The sequence below is a fragment of the Rhizobium sp. IBUN genome (genome assembly GCF_000510625.1).
Taxonomy (GTDB): domain Bacteria; phylum Pseudomonadota; class Alphaproteobacteria; order Rhizobiales; family Rhizobiaceae; genus Rhizobium; species Rhizobium altiplani.
The window spans coordinates 63,157-81,182 of record NZ_AZNV01000004.1 but is presented as its reverse complement, the minus strand read 5'-3'; the positions used below and the strand labels follow the sequence as shown (position 1 = coordinate 81,182).

The 18,026-nt window shown below is 61.0% G+C and carries 16 protein-coding genes and 1 pseudogene; 13 read left to right on the top strand and 4 right to left on the bottom strand.

The features are described from left to right. The first annotated feature begins 32 nt into the window (after positions 1-32). Positions 33-793, top strand: a pseudogene (locus RHIBUN_RS33125) (hypothetical protein). Positions 794-853: 60 nt separating this feature from the next. Here the strand turns inward: RHIBUN_RS33125 and RHIBUN_RS0106065 are convergent. Next, positions 854-1,888: an aldo/keto reductase gene (locus tag RHIBUN_RS0106065; protein ID WP_025658869.1), complete on the bottom strand. Its 1,035-nt coding sequence runs from the start codon at positions 1,886-1,888 to the stop codon at positions 854-856. Between the two features lie 112 nt (positions 1,889-2,000). Here RHIBUN_RS0106065 and RHIBUN_RS0106060 point away from each other — a divergent pair, with 112 nt between their 5' ends. From RHIBUN_RS0106060 to lysS, 4 genes are all read left to right on the top strand, one after another. Then, positions 2,001-2,555, top strand: a complete 555-nt coding sequence (locus RHIBUN_RS0106060; protein WP_025658868.1) for a TetR family transcriptional regulator — start codon at positions 2,001-2,003, stop codon at positions 2,553-2,555. Between the two features lie 99 nt (positions 2,556-2,654). Further along, a complete protein-coding gene (locus RHIBUN_RS0106055; protein ID WP_025658867.1) occupies positions 2,655-4,424 on the top strand; it encodes an SLC13 family permease in 1,770 nt (589 codons plus the stop codon). 190 nt (positions 4,425-4,614) lie between these two features. Beyond that, the gene (gene gltX / locus RHIBUN_RS0106050) at positions 4,615-6,072 is read left to right on the top strand and encodes a glutamate--tRNA ligase (protein WP_025658866.1); all 1,458 of its coding nucleotides are present in this window, start codon (positions 4,615-4,617) and stop codon (positions 6,070-6,072) included. A gap of 16 nt (positions 6,073-6,088) precedes the next feature. Next, positions 6,089-7,585 carry a lysine--tRNA ligase gene (gene lysS, locus RHIBUN_RS0106045; RefSeq protein WP_025658865.1) on the top strand — a complete coding sequence of 499 codons (1,497 nt, stop codon included), beginning with the start codon at positions 6,089-6,091 and terminating at the stop codon, positions 7,583-7,585. Positions 7,586-7,652: 67 nt separating this feature from the next. On the opposite strand, the gene RHIBUN_RS0106040 is transcribed toward lysS, so the two are convergent. Continuing rightward, positions 7,653-8,378 (bottom strand): hypothetical protein, encoded by a 726-nt coding sequence (locus tag RHIBUN_RS0106040; RefSeq protein WP_025658864.1) that lies wholly within the window; start codon positions 8,376-8,378, stop codon positions 7,653-7,655. 181 nt (positions 8,379-8,559) lie between these two features. Between RHIBUN_RS0106040 and RHIBUN_RS0106035 the strand changes: the two genes are divergently transcribed. The 8 genes from RHIBUN_RS0106035 (at position 8,560) to RHIBUN_RS35150 (ending at position 16,048) form a co-directional block, all read left to right on the top strand. Beyond that, positions 8,560-9,468 (top strand): LysR family transcriptional regulator, encoded by a 909-nt coding sequence (locus RHIBUN_RS0106035; RefSeq protein ID WP_018856505.1) that lies wholly within the window; start codon positions 8,560-8,562, stop codon positions 9,466-9,468. A 132-nt stretch (positions 9,469-9,600) separates the two neighbouring features. After that, positions 9,601-10,761 (top strand): ABC transporter substrate-binding protein, encoded by a 1,161-nt coding sequence (locus RHIBUN_RS0106030; protein WP_018856504.1) that lies wholly within the window; start codon positions 9,601-9,603, stop codon positions 10,759-10,761. Between the two features lie 199 nt (positions 10,762-10,960). Then, positions 10,961-11,947, top strand: coding sequence for an ABC transporter ATP-binding protein (locus RHIBUN_RS0106025; RefSeq protein ID WP_025658863.1), 987 nt, complete (start codon positions 10,961-10,963; stop codon positions 11,945-11,947). Beyond that, on the top strand, positions 11,944-12,918 hold the full coding sequence (locus RHIBUN_RS0106020) for an ABC transporter permease (protein ID WP_018856502.1): 975 nt from the start codon (positions 11,944-11,946) through the stop codon (positions 12,916-12,918). Before RHIBUN_RS0106025 ends, RHIBUN_RS0106020 begins: the two co-directional genes overlap by 4 nt. Further along, on the top strand, positions 12,908-13,723 hold the full coding sequence (locus RHIBUN_RS0106015) for an ABC transporter permease (RefSeq protein WP_018856501.1): 816 nt from the start codon (positions 12,908-12,910) through the stop codon (positions 13,721-13,723). Before RHIBUN_RS0106020 ends, RHIBUN_RS0106015 begins: the two co-directional genes overlap by 11 nt. 15 nt (positions 13,724-13,738) lie before the next feature. Then, entirely contained in the window at positions 13,739-15,166 is a 1,428-nt protein-coding gene (locus RHIBUN_RS0106010) for a gamma-aminobutyraldehyde dehydrogenase (protein ID WP_025658862.1), read from the top strand. Between the two features lie 70 nt (positions 15,167-15,236). Beyond that, complete coding sequence (locus tag RHIBUN_RS0106005; protein WP_018856499.1) at positions 15,237-15,731, top strand: ester cyclase; 495 nt, start codon at positions 15,237-15,239, stop codon at positions 15,729-15,731. 143 nt (positions 15,732-15,874) lie between these two features. Then, positions 15,875-16,048, top strand: coding sequence for a DUF1328 domain-containing protein (locus tag RHIBUN_RS35150; RefSeq protein ID WP_018856498.1), 174 nt, complete (start codon positions 15,875-15,877; stop codon positions 16,046-16,048). Here the strand turns inward: RHIBUN_RS35150 and RHIBUN_RS33120 are convergent. Together RHIBUN_RS33120 and RHIBUN_RS0105990 are read right to left on the bottom strand one after the other, a co-directional pair. Continuing rightward, positions 16,045-16,887: an adenylate/guanylate cyclase domain-containing protein gene (locus RHIBUN_RS33120; protein WP_245271634.1), complete on the bottom strand. Its 843-nt coding sequence runs from the start codon at positions 16,885-16,887 to the stop codon at positions 16,045-16,047. The two genes, RHIBUN_RS35150 and RHIBUN_RS33120, sit on opposite strands and share 4 nt — an antisense overlap. A 444-nt stretch (positions 16,888-17,331) precedes the next feature. Further along, complete coding sequence (locus tag RHIBUN_RS0105990; RefSeq protein WP_026371708.1) at positions 17,332-17,970, bottom strand: DUF1345 domain-containing protein; 639 nt, start codon at positions 17,968-17,970, stop codon at positions 17,332-17,334. Positions 17,971-18,026: the final 56 nt, after the last annotated feature.

Genomic DNA, 18,026 nt, shown 5'->3' with positions numbered 1-18,026 from the left:
CCGTCGAGAGCACGGGAGGGCGCGACGAGAAGATGGCACTGGAATCGCTGGTGGCGGCCGTTGTCTTTGCTTTGCTCATGACAGCCTCGATCGGAACGATGCTGACCTATTCAAAGCTGCCTGTGCATCACCGGCAGGACGAGACCAACACCGTCGTTCGGCTCGTCGCCAACACTTTGTCGTCATGACATCGCTGGTCTTCGGCCTGATGATCAATTCCTCGAAGAACACTTTCGGCGAGATCGACAAGAACGTTCACGCGTTCGCAACCCAGATCATCCTTCTCGACCGGACCTTGCGGACCTATGGCCTCGAGGCCACGGAAACTCGCAAGCGTCTGGAGAACTACGTCGAAAAGGCTCTCACCAATCCGGCACGCGCCGCGCCGGATCCGCTGGTCAAAAGCGACCGCACAAGCGAGATTGCCCTCAACGCCGTCGGAGACAGTCTGGCACTGATCGTGCCTTCCGACCCGGGCCATGTGGTGTTGTGGAACGACGCTCGCCAGCAATATCAACGGATCGTCGAGCAGCGTTGGGTCATCGTGGAACAGTCGGAAGGCGTCATCCCAAGGCCGCTCATAAGCATGCTGACGGCGTGGCTGACGTTAATCTTTGCGAGCTTCGGCTATCGCGCGCCAAGAAACATCATTGTCGTGCTGATGTTCACCATCTCCGCGCTCCTGATATCGCTATCGATCTTCATCGTGCTGGATATGGATATTCCATTCTCGGGCTGGATCCAGATCTCCGACACACCTCTTCGCAGGGCGCTTGCCGAGCTTCAACAATAGCAACTGCGAAGCACCGCGTCGGCCTGGAAGGAGCGACGCGGTGTGGCCACGGCATCACAGTTAGCGAACCGCAATCGTCGGCCAGTCGATGAGGTCGGCCTTTGCACCGGCCAGCGTGTTGCGGCTCTGGGAGACCACATCGTGGGGAAAGCCGAGCGATATCGCGCTCGCGTCATCGAGGCGCCGAACCTGCTCCTCACTAAGCTTCACGTCCAGCGCGGCAAGGTTGTCGGCAAGCTGCTCAGCCGTTCGCGGCCCGATGATCGGCAGCGTGCCCTTGTGCAGCACCCAGGCGATGGCGATCTGGCCGGCCGGCACGCCGGTTTCCTCGGCGATTGCCAGAACTGTATCGACCGTTGCCGTCTTGCGCGCATCGCTTTCGGAGTGAATGACGACGCCAAGCCCCTGCTGGCGGCCAGTTTCGCCCTTGCGGTACTTACCGGTCAGGAGCCCGCCGCCGAGCGGCGACCAGCCGACAGTACCAAGGCCAAAGGCCGCCGCCATCGGCAGCAGCTCGCGCTCGGACGTACGCTCGACGAGGCTGTACTCCAGCTGCAGAGCCGACAGCGGCGCAAAGCCACGAAGCTCGGCAAGCGTGGCACCAGTCGCCACGCGCCAAGCCGGGAAGTCGGAAAGTCCGGCATAGAGGATCTTGCCCGACCGGACGAGATCATCGAAACCGCGCATGATCTCGTCGATCGGCGTTACGGCATCCGGCATGTGCGCCCAAAGAAGATCGATCCGATCGGTGCCGAGCCGCTTCAGGCTTGCCTCGACCGACTGAACCATGGCCTTGCGGCTGTTGCCGGTACGCTGGAGGCCGGCCGCGTGACGATCACCGAGCGAGAACTTCGTCGCGACGACCATCTCATCGCGGTCGCTCGCGATGAACTCGCCGACCATCGTTTCCGACTGGCCGAATTGATACTGGTCGGCCGTGTCGATGAAGTTGCCGCCGGCGTTGCGGTAGCCATCGAAGACCACCTTGGCCTCCTCGCGACTGGAACCGTAACCCCAGCCTGTCCCGAAATTGCCTGTGCCAAGTGCCAGGCTGGAGACACGAAGTCCGGTTCGGCCGAAAATCCTATAGCGCATTGTCCTTGCCTTCCTTGCTTCCTTGGTCAATTTTAAATGACGATCGTCATTCATTTGCATTTAAATGACGGACGTCATATGATTTGTCAAGAACAAATGATGAGAGCCTCAAATGCGCCCAACAAAGGAACAGGCGAACCAGAACCGCCAACGGATCATCGACACGGCCGGTCGGCTCTTTCGAGAGAAAGGAATTCATGCTGTCGGCGTCGACGAAGTAATGAAAGGCGCCGGATTGACGCATGGTGGTTTCTACGGCCACTTCAAATCGAAGGGCGACCTTGCCGCGGAAGCCGTCAGCCACGCCCTTTTGGAAAGCCTACGTTCCGAACCCGCCTACGCCACGCTCGGTGCGTTGGCGAAGAATTATTTATCGAGGGCTCATCGAGATGCGGCGGACAGCGGCTGCATGGTTGCGGCTCTTGGCCCGGAAATCGCCCGCCTCCCCAAGGGGCAGCGCGGCGGGATCACCGACTACGTTCGCGCACGCATCGAGCAGGTCGAACAGATCCAGGCGCAGCAGGGGGAAACGGTCGATCGCGGCAGGGCCATAGCAGATCTCTCAAGCCTCGTCGGAGCCCTCGTCATGGCGCGCGCCGTCGATGACCCTGCCCTCTCGGACGAAATCCTCACTGAAACGATCCGTGTCCTTGACGGGCGGCGTTAGGAACTTTGCGCCGGCGCGGCATTGATTAGTCCAGCGGAGCTTACAGTTATCGGTACGGCGGGGCACTCGCCGGTGCCGACCTCAAGTTGCTGGAATCGCATGACAACGCAGCAGATCCTCGCCTTCGGGCTCATCGGCCTGATGATGGCAGTCTTCATCTGGGATCGGTTTCGCTATGACCTGGTTGCCTGTTGCGCTCTCGTGCTGGCCATCTGCGTCGGTATCGTGCCTTTCAACCGGGCATTTTCGGGCTTCAGTGACGACATCGTGATCATCGTCGGCAGCGCCCTCATCGTCAGCGCCGGCGTGGCGCGCTCGGGGATCGTCGATACAACGATCAAGCGCTTCTTTCCGAACCTGACCAAGCTGCATGCGCAGCTCGCGCTGCTGCTCATTGTCGTCGCGCTTCTGTCGGCCTTCATCAAGAACATCGGCGCGCTTGCGATCATGATTCCAGTCGCCTTCCAATTTGCCCGAAAAAGCGGGAGGTCTCCGTCGCTTTACCTGATGCCGATGAGCTTTGCCGCGCTACTCGGCGGGTTGATGACGCAGATCGGCACCTCACCGAACATCGTGGTCTCGCGGCTTCGCGGCGAAATCACCGGGACGCCTTTCACGATGTTCGACTTCACACCCGCCGGCGCGACGCTTGCTCTGGTTGGCATCGTCTTCTTGATCCTTTTCCACTGGCTCGTTCCCGAACGGCAAAACGAGAACCCATCGCTTGAGGAAGCGTTGGATTTGAAGAACTATTTCTCCGAAGCAACGCTCGTCGAAGGCTCCGGCTTCGAAGGCAAAAAGCTCAACGAGCTCCTGCAGCTCGGAGATGGAGAAGTGGTCGCAACCGCGATCCTTCGCGGGCATTCGCGCCTCGCGCCGTTCCCCGACGTTCTCCTGAAGCCGGGCGACACGATTCTGCTGGAGGGGCGTCCTGAAGCCCTGGATCGCGTCGTTTCCAACGCCAAACTCAAACTTTCAGGCAAACCGATCCCCGAAGCAAAGACGGAGGGCGACGTGACTTCGATCGAAGCAGTGGTCTCCTCCGAGTCCATGCTGATCGGGTGGTCCGCGCGCCAGCTCTCGCTCTGGAACCGCCGGCGCATCAACCTGCTTGCGGTCAGCCGGCACGGGCACAGGCTGACCGAACGGTTGAGCGAAGTCACCCTGCGCGCCGGCGATGTTCTTGTACTGCAAGGCAGCCGTCGAAACCTGCCGGCCTTCCTGCAGGAATTCTCCTGTCTCCCATTGGCGCAGCGCGAAATCATGCTCGGTACGCCGCGCAGAGCTTACGCACCGCTGCTGATCCTTGCGACAGCGATGGGGGTGACGGCGGCCGGAATGGTTCCGGTTTCGGTCGCCTTCTTCTGCGCCGCGCTGGCGATGGTCGTTTTTCGGGCCATCCCCCTTGCCGAGGTCTACAAGGCGGTGGACGGCCCGATCCTCATCATGCTTGCCGCGCTGATCCCCGTCTCCGACACATTGCGAACGACCGGCGGAAGCGATCTGATTGCCGGGTGGCTGGGGCACTTCGCCGCCCAGATGCCGCCCTTCGGCGCGCTGACTCTGATCGTCATCACCGCCATGGCGGTAACGCCGTTCCTCAACAATGCGGCAACGGTTCTGGTCATGGCACCAATTGCGGCGAGCTTTGCCCACACGCTCGGCTATAGACCGGAGGCCTTTCTGATGGGGGTCGCCATCGGCGCTGGCTGCGATTTCCTGACGCCGATCGGCCACCAATGCAACACGCTGGTCTTCGGTCCCGGCGGCTATCGTTTCAGCGATTACCCCCGCCTCGGCCTGCCGCTGTCATTCGTCATCGTCCTCGTCAGCGTACCTGTCCTGCTCTACGTCTGGCCTGTCCATTGATGCAATCGCCCATTTTCCTTGACGCGCGCGGTCGAATATGGCCTTAAGGCCAGCCAAATGGGCAATCGGCGGATGAACGGGGGCAGTGCCCTTTTCCGGCCGGTTTCCTGATCCAGTTATCTGCATTCTTTCCGGCCGAACGTCGCTTTCTCAGGAAAGCCGTCCGGCATTCATTTGACGGGCACATAAAATGACAGCTTCCGGCGTCCGCGTCCGCATTGCTCCCTCGCCGACCGGCGAGCCGCATGTCGGCACTGCTTACATCGCTCTCTTCAACTACCTTTTCGCCAAGAAGAACGGCGGCGAGTTCATTCTGCGCATCGAAGACACCGATGCGACGCGCTCGACCCCGGAATTCGAGACCAAGGTGTTGGACGCGCTGAAATGGTGCGGCCTCGAATGGAAAGAAGGTCCTGACATCGGTGGCCCCTACGGCCCGTACCGTCAGTCCGACCGCAAGGACATCTACACCCCATACGGCCAGGAACTGCTGGACAAGGGGCATGCGTTCCGCTGTTTTTGCACGCCTGAGCGTCTGGAGAAGATGCGCGAAGAGCAGCGCGCCGCCGGCAAGGCGCCGAAGTATGACGGCCTCTGCCTGAAGTACTCGGCCGAAGAGGTCTCCGCGAAGATGGCCGCCGGCGAAGGCTCCGTGATCCGCATGAAGATCCCGACCGAGGGCTCCTGCGACTTCACCGACGGCGTCTATGGCGATGTCAGCATTCCGTGGGATTCCGTTGACATGCAGGTCCTGATCAAGGGCGACGGCATGCCGACCTATCACATGGCAAACGTCATCGACGACCATCTGATGCGAATCACCCATGTCGCGCGAGGCGAAGAATGGCTGGCATCCGTGCCGAAGCACATCCTGCTTTACCGCTACTTCGGTTGGGAGCAGCCGGTGTTCATGCATCTGTCGCTGATGCGCAATGCCGACAAATCGAAGCTCTCGAAGCGCAAGAACCCGACGTCAATCTCCTACTACTCCGCTCTCGGCTATATCCCGGAAGCGCTGATGAACTTCCTCGGCCTGTTCTTCGTGCAGATCGCCGAAGGCGAAGAGTTGCTTGATATGGACGAGCTTTCCGAGAAGTTCGATCCCGAAAACCTTTCGAAGGCCGGCGCCATCTTCGACATCCAGAAGCTCGACTGGCTGAACGGCCGCTGGATTCGTGAGAAGCTGTCCGAAGAGGAGTTCCAGGCGCGCGTGCTCGACTGGGCGATGGAGAACGATCGCCTGAAGGCGGGCCTGCGCCTGTCGCAGTCGCGCATTTCCAAGCTCGGCGAACTACCTGACCTCGCAGGCTTCCTGCTGAAGTCCGACCTCGGCGTTGACCCGTCGGCCTTCGCCAAGATCAAGTCACCGCCGGAAGAGATCCTCGAGATCCTCAACACCGTCCAGCCGGATCTCGAAAAGATCCTCGAATGGAACGTCGAGACGATCGAAGCCGAGCTACGCGCCATTGCCGACCGCATGGGCAAGAAGCTGAAGGTCGTCGTGGCCCCGCTCTTCGTCGCAGTATCAGGCTCGTCGCGCTCGCTGCCGCTCTTCGACTCGATGGCGATCCTCGGCCGTTCCGTCGTGCGTCAGCGGCTGAAACTGGCCGCCCAGGCAGTTGCCTCCCTCGTCGGCCCGAAGAACTGAACCGGACGTTTGCATCATGACTGAAAAGACCGAAACAGCGACCCTTTCCTCCGACGCGACCGAGGTCCGCGCCCAGAAGCTGAAGCTGCTGCGCGAACAGATCGGCGAGGTCTATCCGGCGCATTTCCACCGGACCATGACCAATGCCGAACTGGCGGAGAAGTACAAGGACCTCGAATCCGACGTCGAGACGCAGGATGTCGTGACCGTTGCCGGTCGCGTCTATTCCTCGCGCAACTCCGGCATGTTCATGGATATCCATGACGCCTCGGGCAAGATCCAGATCTTCAGCCACAAGGACGTGACGCCGGAAGAAGCCCGCAACATGCTTGGCATGATCGATATCGGCGATATCATCGGCGTGACCGGCACGGTGCGCCGCACGAAGCGCGGCGAGCTGTCGATCAACGCTCGCGAAATCACCATGCTGACGAAGTCGCTGCTCCCGATGCCGGAGAAGTGGCACGGCGTTTCCGACGTCGAGATCCGCTATCGCAAGCGCCACCTCGACATCATGACCAACGAGGAATCGAAGCTCCGCTTCCAACAGCGTTCGAAGATCATGTCCGGCATCCGCCGCTTCATGGAAAACGACGGCTTCATGGAAGTCGAAACGCCGATGCTGCACTCGGTCTATGGCGGCGCCACCGCCGAGCCGTTCAAGACGCATCACAACACGCTGAAGCTCGACATGTACCTGCGCATCGCGCCGGAACTGTACCTGAAGCGGACGTTGGTCTCCGGCCTTACCGACAAGGTATTCGAGATCAACCGCAACTTCCGCAACGAAGGCGTCTCGACCCGGCACAATCCTGAATTCACGATGATGGAGTGCTACTGGGCCTATGCCGACTACGAGGACATCATGGACCTCGTGGAGCGGCTGTTCGAAAGCCTGGCACTGTCGATCCACGGCACGACGGAATTCCCCTTCGGCGACAAGACGATCTCCTTCAAGGGGCCGTTCAAGCGCGTGCCGATGCCAGACGCCGTCAAGGAAGTGACCGGTATCGACTTCCTCGCCATGAAGACCGACGAGGAAGCCCGCGCGGCTGCCAAGGCCGCCGGCTTCGAAGTCGAGAAGGACTGGACCTGGGGCGAATGCCTTGCCTTCATCTTCGAAGAAAAGGTTGAGGCCACGCTCATTCAGCCATCACACGTCACCCACTTTCCGAAGGACATCTCGCCCTTCGCCAAGGAAGTGCCAGGCGAGCCGCGCCTTGTCGAACGCTTCGAGACCTACTGCAACGCCTGGGAACTCGGCAACGCCTTCTCGGAACTCAACGATCCGGAAGAGCAGCGCCGCCGCATGGTCGAGCAGCTGGAGCAGGCGCACGCCCGCGGCGAAAAGGAAAAGCAGCTGGACGACGAATTCCTCGATGCGATCGACCAGGGCATGCCGCCCGCCGGCGGTCTCGGGATCGGCGTCGACCGCCTGATCATGCTGCTCACCAACGCCGCATCGATCCGCGACGTCATCCTCTTCCCGGCTCGACGCAGCAAGGCCGACTGAGCCGGCTTACCTGGAATAGAAAAAGGCGGCGACCCGTTGGGCTCGCCGCCTTTTTTGTTGGAAATGGTTAGTGGCCGGCTTCGGGCGCGGCTTCCGGCGCAGCAGGCTCTTTGGCAGGTGCGGAGCCATGTTCGCCGCCTTCCGCGGGCTTTACTTCCTTTGCCTCTGCTGTCTTCGCAGTTTTCTTGCCCTCTCCTTCGCCGCCCTTGGTAGCGGCAACGGCGATGGGATCGATACAGTCCGAATAGTCCGTGAAGGACGCGTTCATCGCGGTTATCTCGTCCTCGGGTAGATCGACGCGTTCGCCGAAGAACAGCCCGTTGTCCGCCGCCTCCCCGTCATAATAACGGGCGGTGTAGGTCTTGGCTTCCGTGCTTTCGAGGACGGGATCGGGATGCGGAATATAGACGACGTCAGCGCCGATCGCCCTGCCGCGAATATCCGAGCGCAGCGTCGGTCCGTTGGTATCGAGAACGACGACTTGCACGAGATCGGGCTTCTGCGCATCGTAGATCGTCTTGGCGACGCGAAGCGCGGTCTTGACGCGAGTCATGCCATCGGTCGGCTCGGTCTTGATATATTTACGCATCCAGACGCGGTTCTGCTTCTTGATGGTGACGAGATTGACGTCGGTGCAGGAGAGGCCGTTCATCGTCTCTGCGGAAGGGCCAAGGAGCCTATCCTTGCCGATAAAAAGCGCGGCACCGCCGGAGACGCCCCCGAGAAGGGCGACGCCAGCGATGATAAACACCAATTTCCGGGAAGGCCGGAAGATGCGCAGTAGGGCCTTCACGCCAACTGCTCCGCCATTAACAAGCTCCAACGCAATACGAGTGGTTTCGACGCTAGAGAAATGACGTTTCCGAATGCTTAAACGCGGGCTCTAAGTTTGCATCAGTATGGGATTAAGACCAAAAAAGGTCCAAGCTTTCCCTATGCTTGCCAATGTCCTCGCGGCCATGCTCTAACGGCTGATGGCCTTCACGCTTCGCCAGATCCAGTACTTCGTTGCCGTCGCCGAGCAGGGCTCTGTAACGCGCGCCGCGCAGAACCTTTCGATCTCGCAATCGTCGGTCACGGAGGCCCTCAAGGAGCTTGAAACCGACCTCGGCGTCGAGCTTTTCGAGCGTCATCCACGCGGCCTGACGATCACCCACAATGGCCATCAGTTCCTTCGCCATGCGACGAAAATCCTGGCAAGCGTGACGGATGCGCGCACCAGCTTTTCCGGCAAGCAGAACGAGATCTCCGGCAAACTCAACATCGGCGTCACCTCGCTCGTCGCCGGCTATGTGCTCTCCGACCTCCTGGCCCGCTATCGCCGCGCCTGCCCGGGCGTCGAAGTTAGCGCAATCGAAGACAATGGCGGCTATCTCGAGCACCTGCTGGTCGGCGGCGAACTGGATGTGGCCGTCATGGTCATTTCCAACCTGCGCGACCGCATGGCCCTGCAGGCAGAGATCCTGGAGACGTCACCTTACCGGTTGTGGTTGCCCATGGGCCATCCACTCGTTTCCGCCGACATCATTTCCGTGGCGGACATCGCTCGCGAACCGCTGATCATGCTGACCGTCGACGAAATCGAGGAAAACACCGGCAAGCTGCTGTCGGCGCTTGGCGCACGGCCGCATGTCGCCTTCCGCACGCGCTCGGTGGAAGCGGTACGCAGTCTGGTCGCGACCGGTGCCGGCGTGGCGCTATTGCCCGACCTGGTCTATCGCCCCTGGTCGCTGGAAGGCGACCGAATCGAGAGCCGTGACGTGTCCGGCTCCCTTCCGGTCGTCCAGGTCGGCATGGTCTGGCGAAAGGGCTCGAGTTTGCCGCAAGCGGCGCGCGACTTCGTGGGCATCGCAGAAGCCCTGCGATCCGGCCGGCCCCGGTGATCCTTCGGACACGATATCGGAAATTCCGATATCGCCTTTCTGATAAATGAATTTGCGAAACCGGAAAATTCAGCGCACCTTTCAACCGGGAACATAACGCCACGAAAAGTGGCAACAACCGGGAGACATCAGATGAAATATCTTCTGAAATCGTGCACTGCTGCCCTCGCGAGCGTGAGCTTCGTGACGCAGGTTGCCGCAGCCGAACCGCTGAAGGCGCTTGGCAAGGGCGAAGGTGCTGTCAGCATCGTAGCCTGGGCGGGCTACATCGAACGCGGTGAAAGCGACAAGAGCTACGACTGGGTCACCGGCTTCGAAAAGGAAACCGGCTGCAAAGTGTCGGTCAAGACGGCGGCGACCTCCGACGAAATGGTCTCGCTGATGAACGAAGGCGGATTCGACCTCGTCACGGCCTCCGGCGACGCGTCGCTTCGCCTGATCGCAGGCAAGCGTGTCCAGCCGATCAACACCGATCTCATCCCGAGCTTCAAGAACGTCGATCCGCGCCTGCAGAAAGGCGCATGGTACACGGTCAAAGACGTCCACTACGGCGTTCCCTATCTCTGGGGGCCGAACGTGCTGATGTATAACACCGATGCCTTCAAGGATAAGGCACCGACCAGCTGGAAGGTCGTTTTCGAGGAAGAAACCCTTCCCGACGGCAAGTCCAACAAGGGCCGTGTCCAGGCCTATGATGGTCCGATCTACGTTGCCGATGCCGCTCTCTACCTGATGGCGCACAAGCCGGAACTCGGCATCAAGGATCCCTATGAACTGAACGAAGACCAGTACAAGGCGGCGCTCGACCTGCTGCGCGGCCAGCGCAAGCTCGTCTCCCGCTACTGGCACGACGCGATGATCCAGATCGACGACTTCAAGAACGAAGGCGTCGTGGCCTCCGGTTCCTGGCCGTTCCAGGTCAACCTGATGCAAGCCGACAAACAGAAGATCGCCTCCACCTTCCCGGAAGAAGGGGCCACCGGCTGGGCTGACACGACCATGCTGCATGTAGACAGCGAACACCCGAATTGCGCCTACATGTGGATGGAGCATTCGCTGCAGGCCAAGGTCCAGGGCGATGCCGCTGCCTGGTTCGGCGCCGTTCCTTCCGTTCCCGCTGCCTGCAAGGGCAACGAGCTGCTGACCGACGAGGGTTGCTCAACGAACGGTTATGATCACTTCGACAAGATCAAGTTCTGGAGAACGCCGACGGCCAAATGCGCAACGCAGGGCGAGTGCGTACCGTATCACCGTTGGGTCTCCGACTATATCGGTGTGATCGGCGGACGATAATCCGCCCGCACAGCCTCTCCTTCTCCGCAAGCGGAGAAGGCGCCCGCTGAGGGCAAGGCGAGGGGACAATGAAGACAAGAGCGAAACGTCCGAGCGCTGGGGGCAACGACGGAACGCCGAATTGTCCCCTCGTCGGGGCCCCTTGGGCCGCATCCTTCCCGCTGGGAAGATGAAAGACGCAACATCCCGGAGTTTTACAATGATTCCCGCCGTCCGTTTCCAACAGGTCTCGCGCCATTTCGGGCCGGTCCGCGCCGTCGACAGCGTCGATCTCGAAATCGCGCCCGGCGAGTTCTTCGCCATGCTTGGCCCTTCCGGCTCCGGCAAGACAACCTGCCTGCGCCTGATCGCAGGCTTCGAGCAGCCGACGGGCGGCCACATCGAAATCTTCGGTGAGACCGCCGAAGGCATCCCGCCCTATCGCCGCAACGTCAACACCGTCTTCCAGGACTACGCGCTCTTCCCGCATCTCAACATCCTCGACAACGTCGCCTACGGGCTGATGGTCAAGGGTGTCGGTAAGCCAGAGCGCACCAAAGCCGCCGAGCAGGCCCTAGAGCTTGTGAAGCTTCCCGGCTACGGCGCGCGCAAACCCGGACAGCTCTCCGGCGGCCAGCGGCAGCGTGTGGCGCTCGCCCGCGCCCTCGTCAACAAGCCGAAAGTCCTTCTCCTCGACGAACCGCTCGGCGCGCTCGACCTGAAGCTGCGCGAGCAGATGCAGGAGGAATTGAAGAGCCTGCAGCGCGCGCTCGGCATCACCTTCATCTTCGTCACCCACGACCAGGGCGAGGCCCTGTCGATGGCCGACCGCGTCGCCGTCTTCAACAACGGCGGCATCGTCCAGGAAGGTACGCCGCATGACATCTATCGGCGCCCGAAGACGCGTTTCGTCGCGGATTTCGTCGGCTCCTCCAATGTCATTGCGCCCGATATGATGACCGCGCTCGGCGGCGAGAAGCGCTGGGCGAGCCTGCGTCCGGAAGCGATCCACGTCGCCGGCGAAGGCGTTGAGGCGCGTGTGGAGCATGCAAGCTTCCTCGGCGCGGCAACCCGCCTCTCGGTCGATATCCGCGGCACCCGCCTGCACGTCATGCTGCCGGCCGGCGCCAACGTGCCGGATGTCGGCACAAGCGTCCGCCTCGTCTGGCAGCCCGTCGACGTGCATTACATGGATGACGCAGCATGACAGCGCTTGCCCTCACCAAACCGGCGGAACTGCGCGAGACCTCGATCCTTCCCGGTCGCGGCGGTTTCTTCGGACAGCTCTCGGACGCCTTCTGGCGCCATCCTAGACTGCTGCTCTTCCTGATGCTGACGCCGCCGCTCCTGTGGCTCGGCATCATCTACATCGGCTCACTGATTGCGCTGCTCCTGCAGAGCTTCTTCTCGATCGATGATTTCTCGGGCCTGGTGAATTACGAGTTCACGCTTGCGACCTATGCGCAACTCCTCAGCCCGACGAATTTCGACATCATCATCCGCACCATCATCATGGCGGCGCTGGTGACACTGGCTTCTGCCGTCGTCGCCTTTCCCATCGCCTACTACGCTGCTCGCTATGCGCAGGGCAAATGGAAGGCGCTGTTCTACCTCGGTGTCATGCTGCCGCTGTGGTCGAGCTATCTCGTGAAGATCTACGCCTGGAAACTCATCCTCGCGAAGGAAGGCATCCTCACCTGGATCTTCGAGAAGCTGCACCTGTCCTGGCTGCTCGACGGCATCCTCAACCTGCCCGTTGTCGGTGGCAATTCGCTGTCGGTCAGCTATCTCGGTACGTTTGTCGTCTTCGTCTATGTCTGGCTGCCCTACATGATCCTGCCGACACAGGCAGCACTCGAACGCGTCCCAGGCAACCTGATCGAGGCGTCGTCCGATCTCGGCGCCACACCGAGCCAGACCTTCCGCACTGTACTTTTCCCGCTGGCGCTGCCCGGTATCGTCGCCGGCTCGATCTTCACCTTCTCGCTGACATTAGGCGACTACATCATCCCGCAGATCATCGGTTCGTCGCGCCTCTTCATCGGCCAGGCGGTCTATGCCCAGCAGGGCACCGCGGGCAACGTCCCGCTCGCGGCCGCCTTCTCCGTCGTCCCGATCGTCATCATGGCCGTTTATCTCTGGCTGGCCAAGAAACAGGGGGCCTTCGATGCGCTCTGACCGTTCCCAGCGTTCACCGCTGCTTCTAAAGATCGCCGCAGCCGGTGGCCTGCTCTTCCTACACCTGCCGATCCTCTTGATCTTCGTCTATGCCTTCACGACGGAAGAGAAGAGCTATCAATGGCCGCCACCGGGACTGACGACGCAATGGCTCGCCATCGCGTGGAACCGCCCGGATGTCTGGTCAGCGCTCGGCCTCTCCGTGCAGGTCGCCTGCATCGCCACCGCGATCGCGCTAGTGCTCGGCACGCTCTGCGCAGCCGCCGTAAGCCAGACGAAGTTCTTCGGCCGTGAAGCAATCTCGCTCCTCGTCATCCTACCGATCGCGCTGCCCGGCATCATCACCGGCATTGCACTGCGCTCGGCCTTCAGCCTGTTCGACATTCCATTTTCGGTCTGGACGATCGTGCTCGGTCACGCGACCTTCTGCGTCGTTGTCGTCTACAACAACGCCGTCGCCCGCTTCCGCCGCACCTCGGGTTCACTGATCGAGGCATCGATGGATCTAGGCGCCGACGGTTTCCAGACCTTCCGCCACGTCATCCTGCCGAACATCGGGACCGCGCTTCTGGCCGGCGGCATGCTCGCCTTCGCGCTGTCTTTCGACGAAGTCATCGTCACCACCTTCACCGGCGGCCAGCAATCGACGCTGCCGATCTGGATGCTCGAAGAACTCATCCGCCCACGCCAACGCCCGGTCACCAACGTGGTCGCGATGGTCGTCGTGCTCGTCACTTTCCTGCCGATCCTGGCAGCCTACTACCTCACTCGCGACGGCGACCAGGTCGCCGGAGCCGGCAAATAATTAAGGGAGAACATTATGGACACCGCGATGCTGATTGGGTCCCGTTTCGAAGCGGGCACGGAAACGGAAGAGCACATCCTGAACCCGAAGACGGGCGAGACCGTGCTTGACCTGCCGGAAGCCTCGCTTGCCCAGATCGACGCTGCCGTCGACGCCGCAGAATCCGCATTCCAGGACTGGTCGCAGACGACACCGGGCCAACGCTCCAGCTACCTCCTCAAGATCGCCGATGCGATCGAGAAGGACGCCGAGGGGTTTGCCGCGCTGGAAGCCCTGAACTGCGGCAAGCCGATCAATGCCGTGTTGAACGACGAAATCCCGGCAATCGTCGATTGCTACCGCTTCTTTGCAGGCGCCGTCCGCAATCTGCACGGCCCCGTCGCCGGCGAATACCTGCCTGGTCATACATCAATGATCCGCCGCGATCCGGTCGGTATCATCGGCTCCATCGCGCCGTGGAACTATCCGCTGATGATGATGGCCTGGAAGCTGGCTCCGGCAATCGCCGGCGGCAACACCGTCGTCTTCAAGCCCTCCGAACAGACGCCGCTCACCGCACTTAAGATGGCGAAGCTGCTTGCCGATATCCTGCCGGAAGGCGTCGTCAACGTCATCCTCGGCCGCGGCGAGAGCGTCGGCAATGCCCTGATCAATCATCCGAAGATTTCGATGGTCTCGATCACAGGCGACGTCGCTACCGGCAAGAAAGTTCTGCAGGCAGCCGCCAAGACCGTGAAGCGCACCCACCTGGAACTCGGCGGCAAGGCGCCGGTCATCGTCTTCGACGACGCCGACATCGACGCTGTTGTCGCGGGCATCCGCAGCTTCGGCTACTACAATGCCGGCCAGGACTGCACCGCCGCCTGCCGCATCTACGCCGATGCGAAGGTCTACGACAGGTTCGTCGCCGACCTCTCCTCAGCCGTCTCCTCGATCAAGTTCAATCAGGCCGACGACACCGAGAACGAGATCGGCCCACTGATCTCCAAGCGCCAGCGCGACCGCGTCGAAAGCTTCGTCGCCCGCGCGTCCGAACACAAGCACATGGAAATCACCACCGGTGGCAAGACCTCCGGCGACAAGGGCTTTTTCTACACGCCGACGGTCGTCGCCGGCGCCACGCAGGATGACGAGATCGTTCGCCGCGAGGTTTTCGGTCCGGTCGTTTCCGTCACCCGCTTCACCGATGTCGAGGATGCCGTCACCTGGGCGAACGACAGCGACTACGGCCTCGCTTCGTCGGTCTGGACCAAGGACATCAGCCGCGGCATGAAAACTGCCGCCCGCCTGCAATATGGCTGCACCTGGATCAACACGCACTTCATGCTCACCAACGAAATGCCGCATGGCGGCCTGAAGCAATCAGGCTATGGCAAGGACATGTCCGTCTACGCACTGGAGGACTACACCGCCGTCCGGCACGTAATGATCAACCACGGTTGATCCCGCGCGGCCGGGCCGACGGGCGGGCCGTAACCTGCAAACAAGAACATGCAACAAAAGGGGAGTCGAAATGAAACGCCGTACCATTCTTGCCGCCTTCGGAGGCATCTGTCTCGCCTCGACGCTTTCGGCCATGCCGGTCTATGCGGCCGATCAGACGCCGGTTGAGGTCGTTCAACAGTACCTGGCCGCATGGAACGCCCACGATGCCGGCAAGGCCGCTTCCTATTTCGATGACAAGATCAGCTACTACGACGCATCGGTTGGCAAGCCGACCGTCGGCAAGGCCGAGGCCAAGGCGGCCGTGATCGACAACTTCATGACCGCTGCGCCGGATCTGAAATGGGAGATGCGGGGTGATCCGATCGTCAGCGGAAACAAGGTTTCCTTCGAGTGGACCTTCTCAGGGAAGAACAGCGGTCCTTGGGCCGATGGGACCAAGGCAACCGACAAGTCCTTCTCCTTCGACGGTGCCTCGGTCTTCGTCATTGAGAACAACGTGATCAAGCAGCAGTCGGACTACTACGACGCCCTTGGCTTCTACAAGCAACTGGGCCTGATGTAACGGCAATCCGGCCGGCGGCGCTCCCCAGGGGCGTCGCCAACGCTTTCAGCTACCGCTGCGGCCTGCGCCCACCGTTGCGTAAAATATGGAACAAATTTCCTCGCCCTGCGTCATCTAAACGATGAGCAAAAAGGAAAAAATCCATGCTTAGATGGGCTCTCATATTCTTCGTTATTTCGCTGATTGCCGGTTTCTTCGGCTTCTCCGGCATCTCGGCCGCAACGGCAACGATTGCTCGCGTTCTCTTCGGCATCGCGCTGGTGATCTTCCTGATCTTCCTGATTCTGGCGCTAATGGCAGGCAATGCGGTGCTTTAACCTGCCGCCGCGCGTTGGGCGGCAAAGAGAGGCACCGAGTCCTTGAAGCCTTTCAGGGAAACAGCTCCCAGTCCCTGGAAGGCAAGACCGCGTGCTTCCGCTTCGGCGGCAGCACGCGTATTGAGGCAGACAAGTGTTTGGGACGGCCCGGCAACGGCCGAAACGCGCGCCGCGAGATTGACCGTCCGGCCGAAAATATCCCCGTCACGAGGCACAACCTGCCCCGTCGCTACACCGACCCGCACAGGCGGCAACTCATCCAAACGGCTCTGCTCCACCAGCGATAGCGATGCTTGCACCGCCGAGGCTGCATCCGGAAACAGCATCATGACGCCGTCGCCCAGTGGCTTGACGATACGTCCGTCGAACGCGCATGAGAGCCGCTGGGCGATTGCTTCAAAACGGGCGGCCTTCTCGGCGGCAGACACATCGCCAATCTCATGCGTCAAGCCCGTGAAGCCGGAAAGGTCGGCAAACGCCACGGCCGGCAGGCTGTCCTCGTCGCCAGGCTCCAGCCCGTGTTCGCGCAGGGCATCCTGCAGCCTTCCGACGATATTGTCGAACACCGCCTCCTCCAGCATCCGCCGCTGCAGCAGGAACAGCATCCGGAAGCCGATCCGCTGCAGTGCCAAGCGCTTGGTGGCGGCAACCTCGAGAAGATGATGGTAGCTAAGGCCCGCATTCAGCATCGGCTCTTCGACCTCGCCGCGGAAGAGGTCGCGCATCGTGTCGACACAGCGGCGAACCGACTGACCGAAAACGCGCAGCACCCGCTCCATCCCGACAACGGAGGCACCAAGCTGCCTGCACTCCGCCAACAGCCAGATAAAATTCCGCATCGTCCTCGCGAAGCGATTGATCCGCTGAAAGCGGCGGCAAGCTGGCGCATGCCCTTATGCCATTCAGCTCGTCGAGATCCAGTTGCCCTGCCGCCACCTCGGCCGAAACCAACGCCTCGGTCATCGTTACGGGCTCGAACATCAGCTGATTGGCGAACTCCAGAGTAAAGATCCGCCGCCTCAGACCTTCCGCCAGCACATCGAGGCTGATGCCGGCTTCTTGCAGGGCAAGTATCAATCGGAGCCGGCTGACATCGCTTGCGGCATAGCCTGTGTATCCAGGACCAATGATCTCTAGGCGCTCGAGATCACACAAGCGGGCATCGTCACAGCCGGCAAGGACCAACAATCTCTCACGCGGCAATGCTTCCATCACGGCAACCTCTGGAGAATGAGATTGCTTCATACATCAAATCCGTGTGTCCCTCCACGCAGCCAAAGGCGTTAGAGCAGACTTGCTCCGACATTGATGGCAAGGGCCAGGATCGTCGTATTGAACAGGAATGAGAGGATGGAATGCAGGAGCGTCAGCTTGCGCATGGTGACCGATGTCGTCGCAACGTCGGCCGTCTGTGAGGCAACGCCGATCGTGAAGGAGTAGTAGAGGAAGTCCCAATAAATAGGCTCGTCATTGCCTTCCGGAAACTTCAGCCCTTCCCCCTTGGCCTCTCCGCCATAGAAGCGATGTGCGTAGTGCACCGTGAACAAGGTGTGCAGGAATGCCCAGGAGATCAGGATCGTGGCGATTGCACCAAGCGATCGTACGAGCGCCTCGCTTGCGTCAGCCCCCTTGGCTGCATGAAGTTCCAGCGCGATACCGGCAATGCTGGCGAGCGCCGCCAAAATAGACAGCGCCATCAGGAAGACGTCTGAAAGGTCGAGATCCTCAGCTCTCTCGCGGATGCTAGCGACGGTCGCGCGCAGCATTCGGCGCCAGGTGAGCGCCGTAAAGACGATAGCGCCGGCGTTCCAGCCAAAAATCAGGTTCTGCGGATTGACCTCGCGGCTGGTGAGCAGCAGGAAAGTCACGAGTCCAGCGGTCACGGCGACGACGAACACCATGTGTCTGCGTAGTTGCTCCATGACCTGACTTTCCCGGCGCCCAGCGTCTGCCGCCGTCACAATCCTACCGCTGCAAG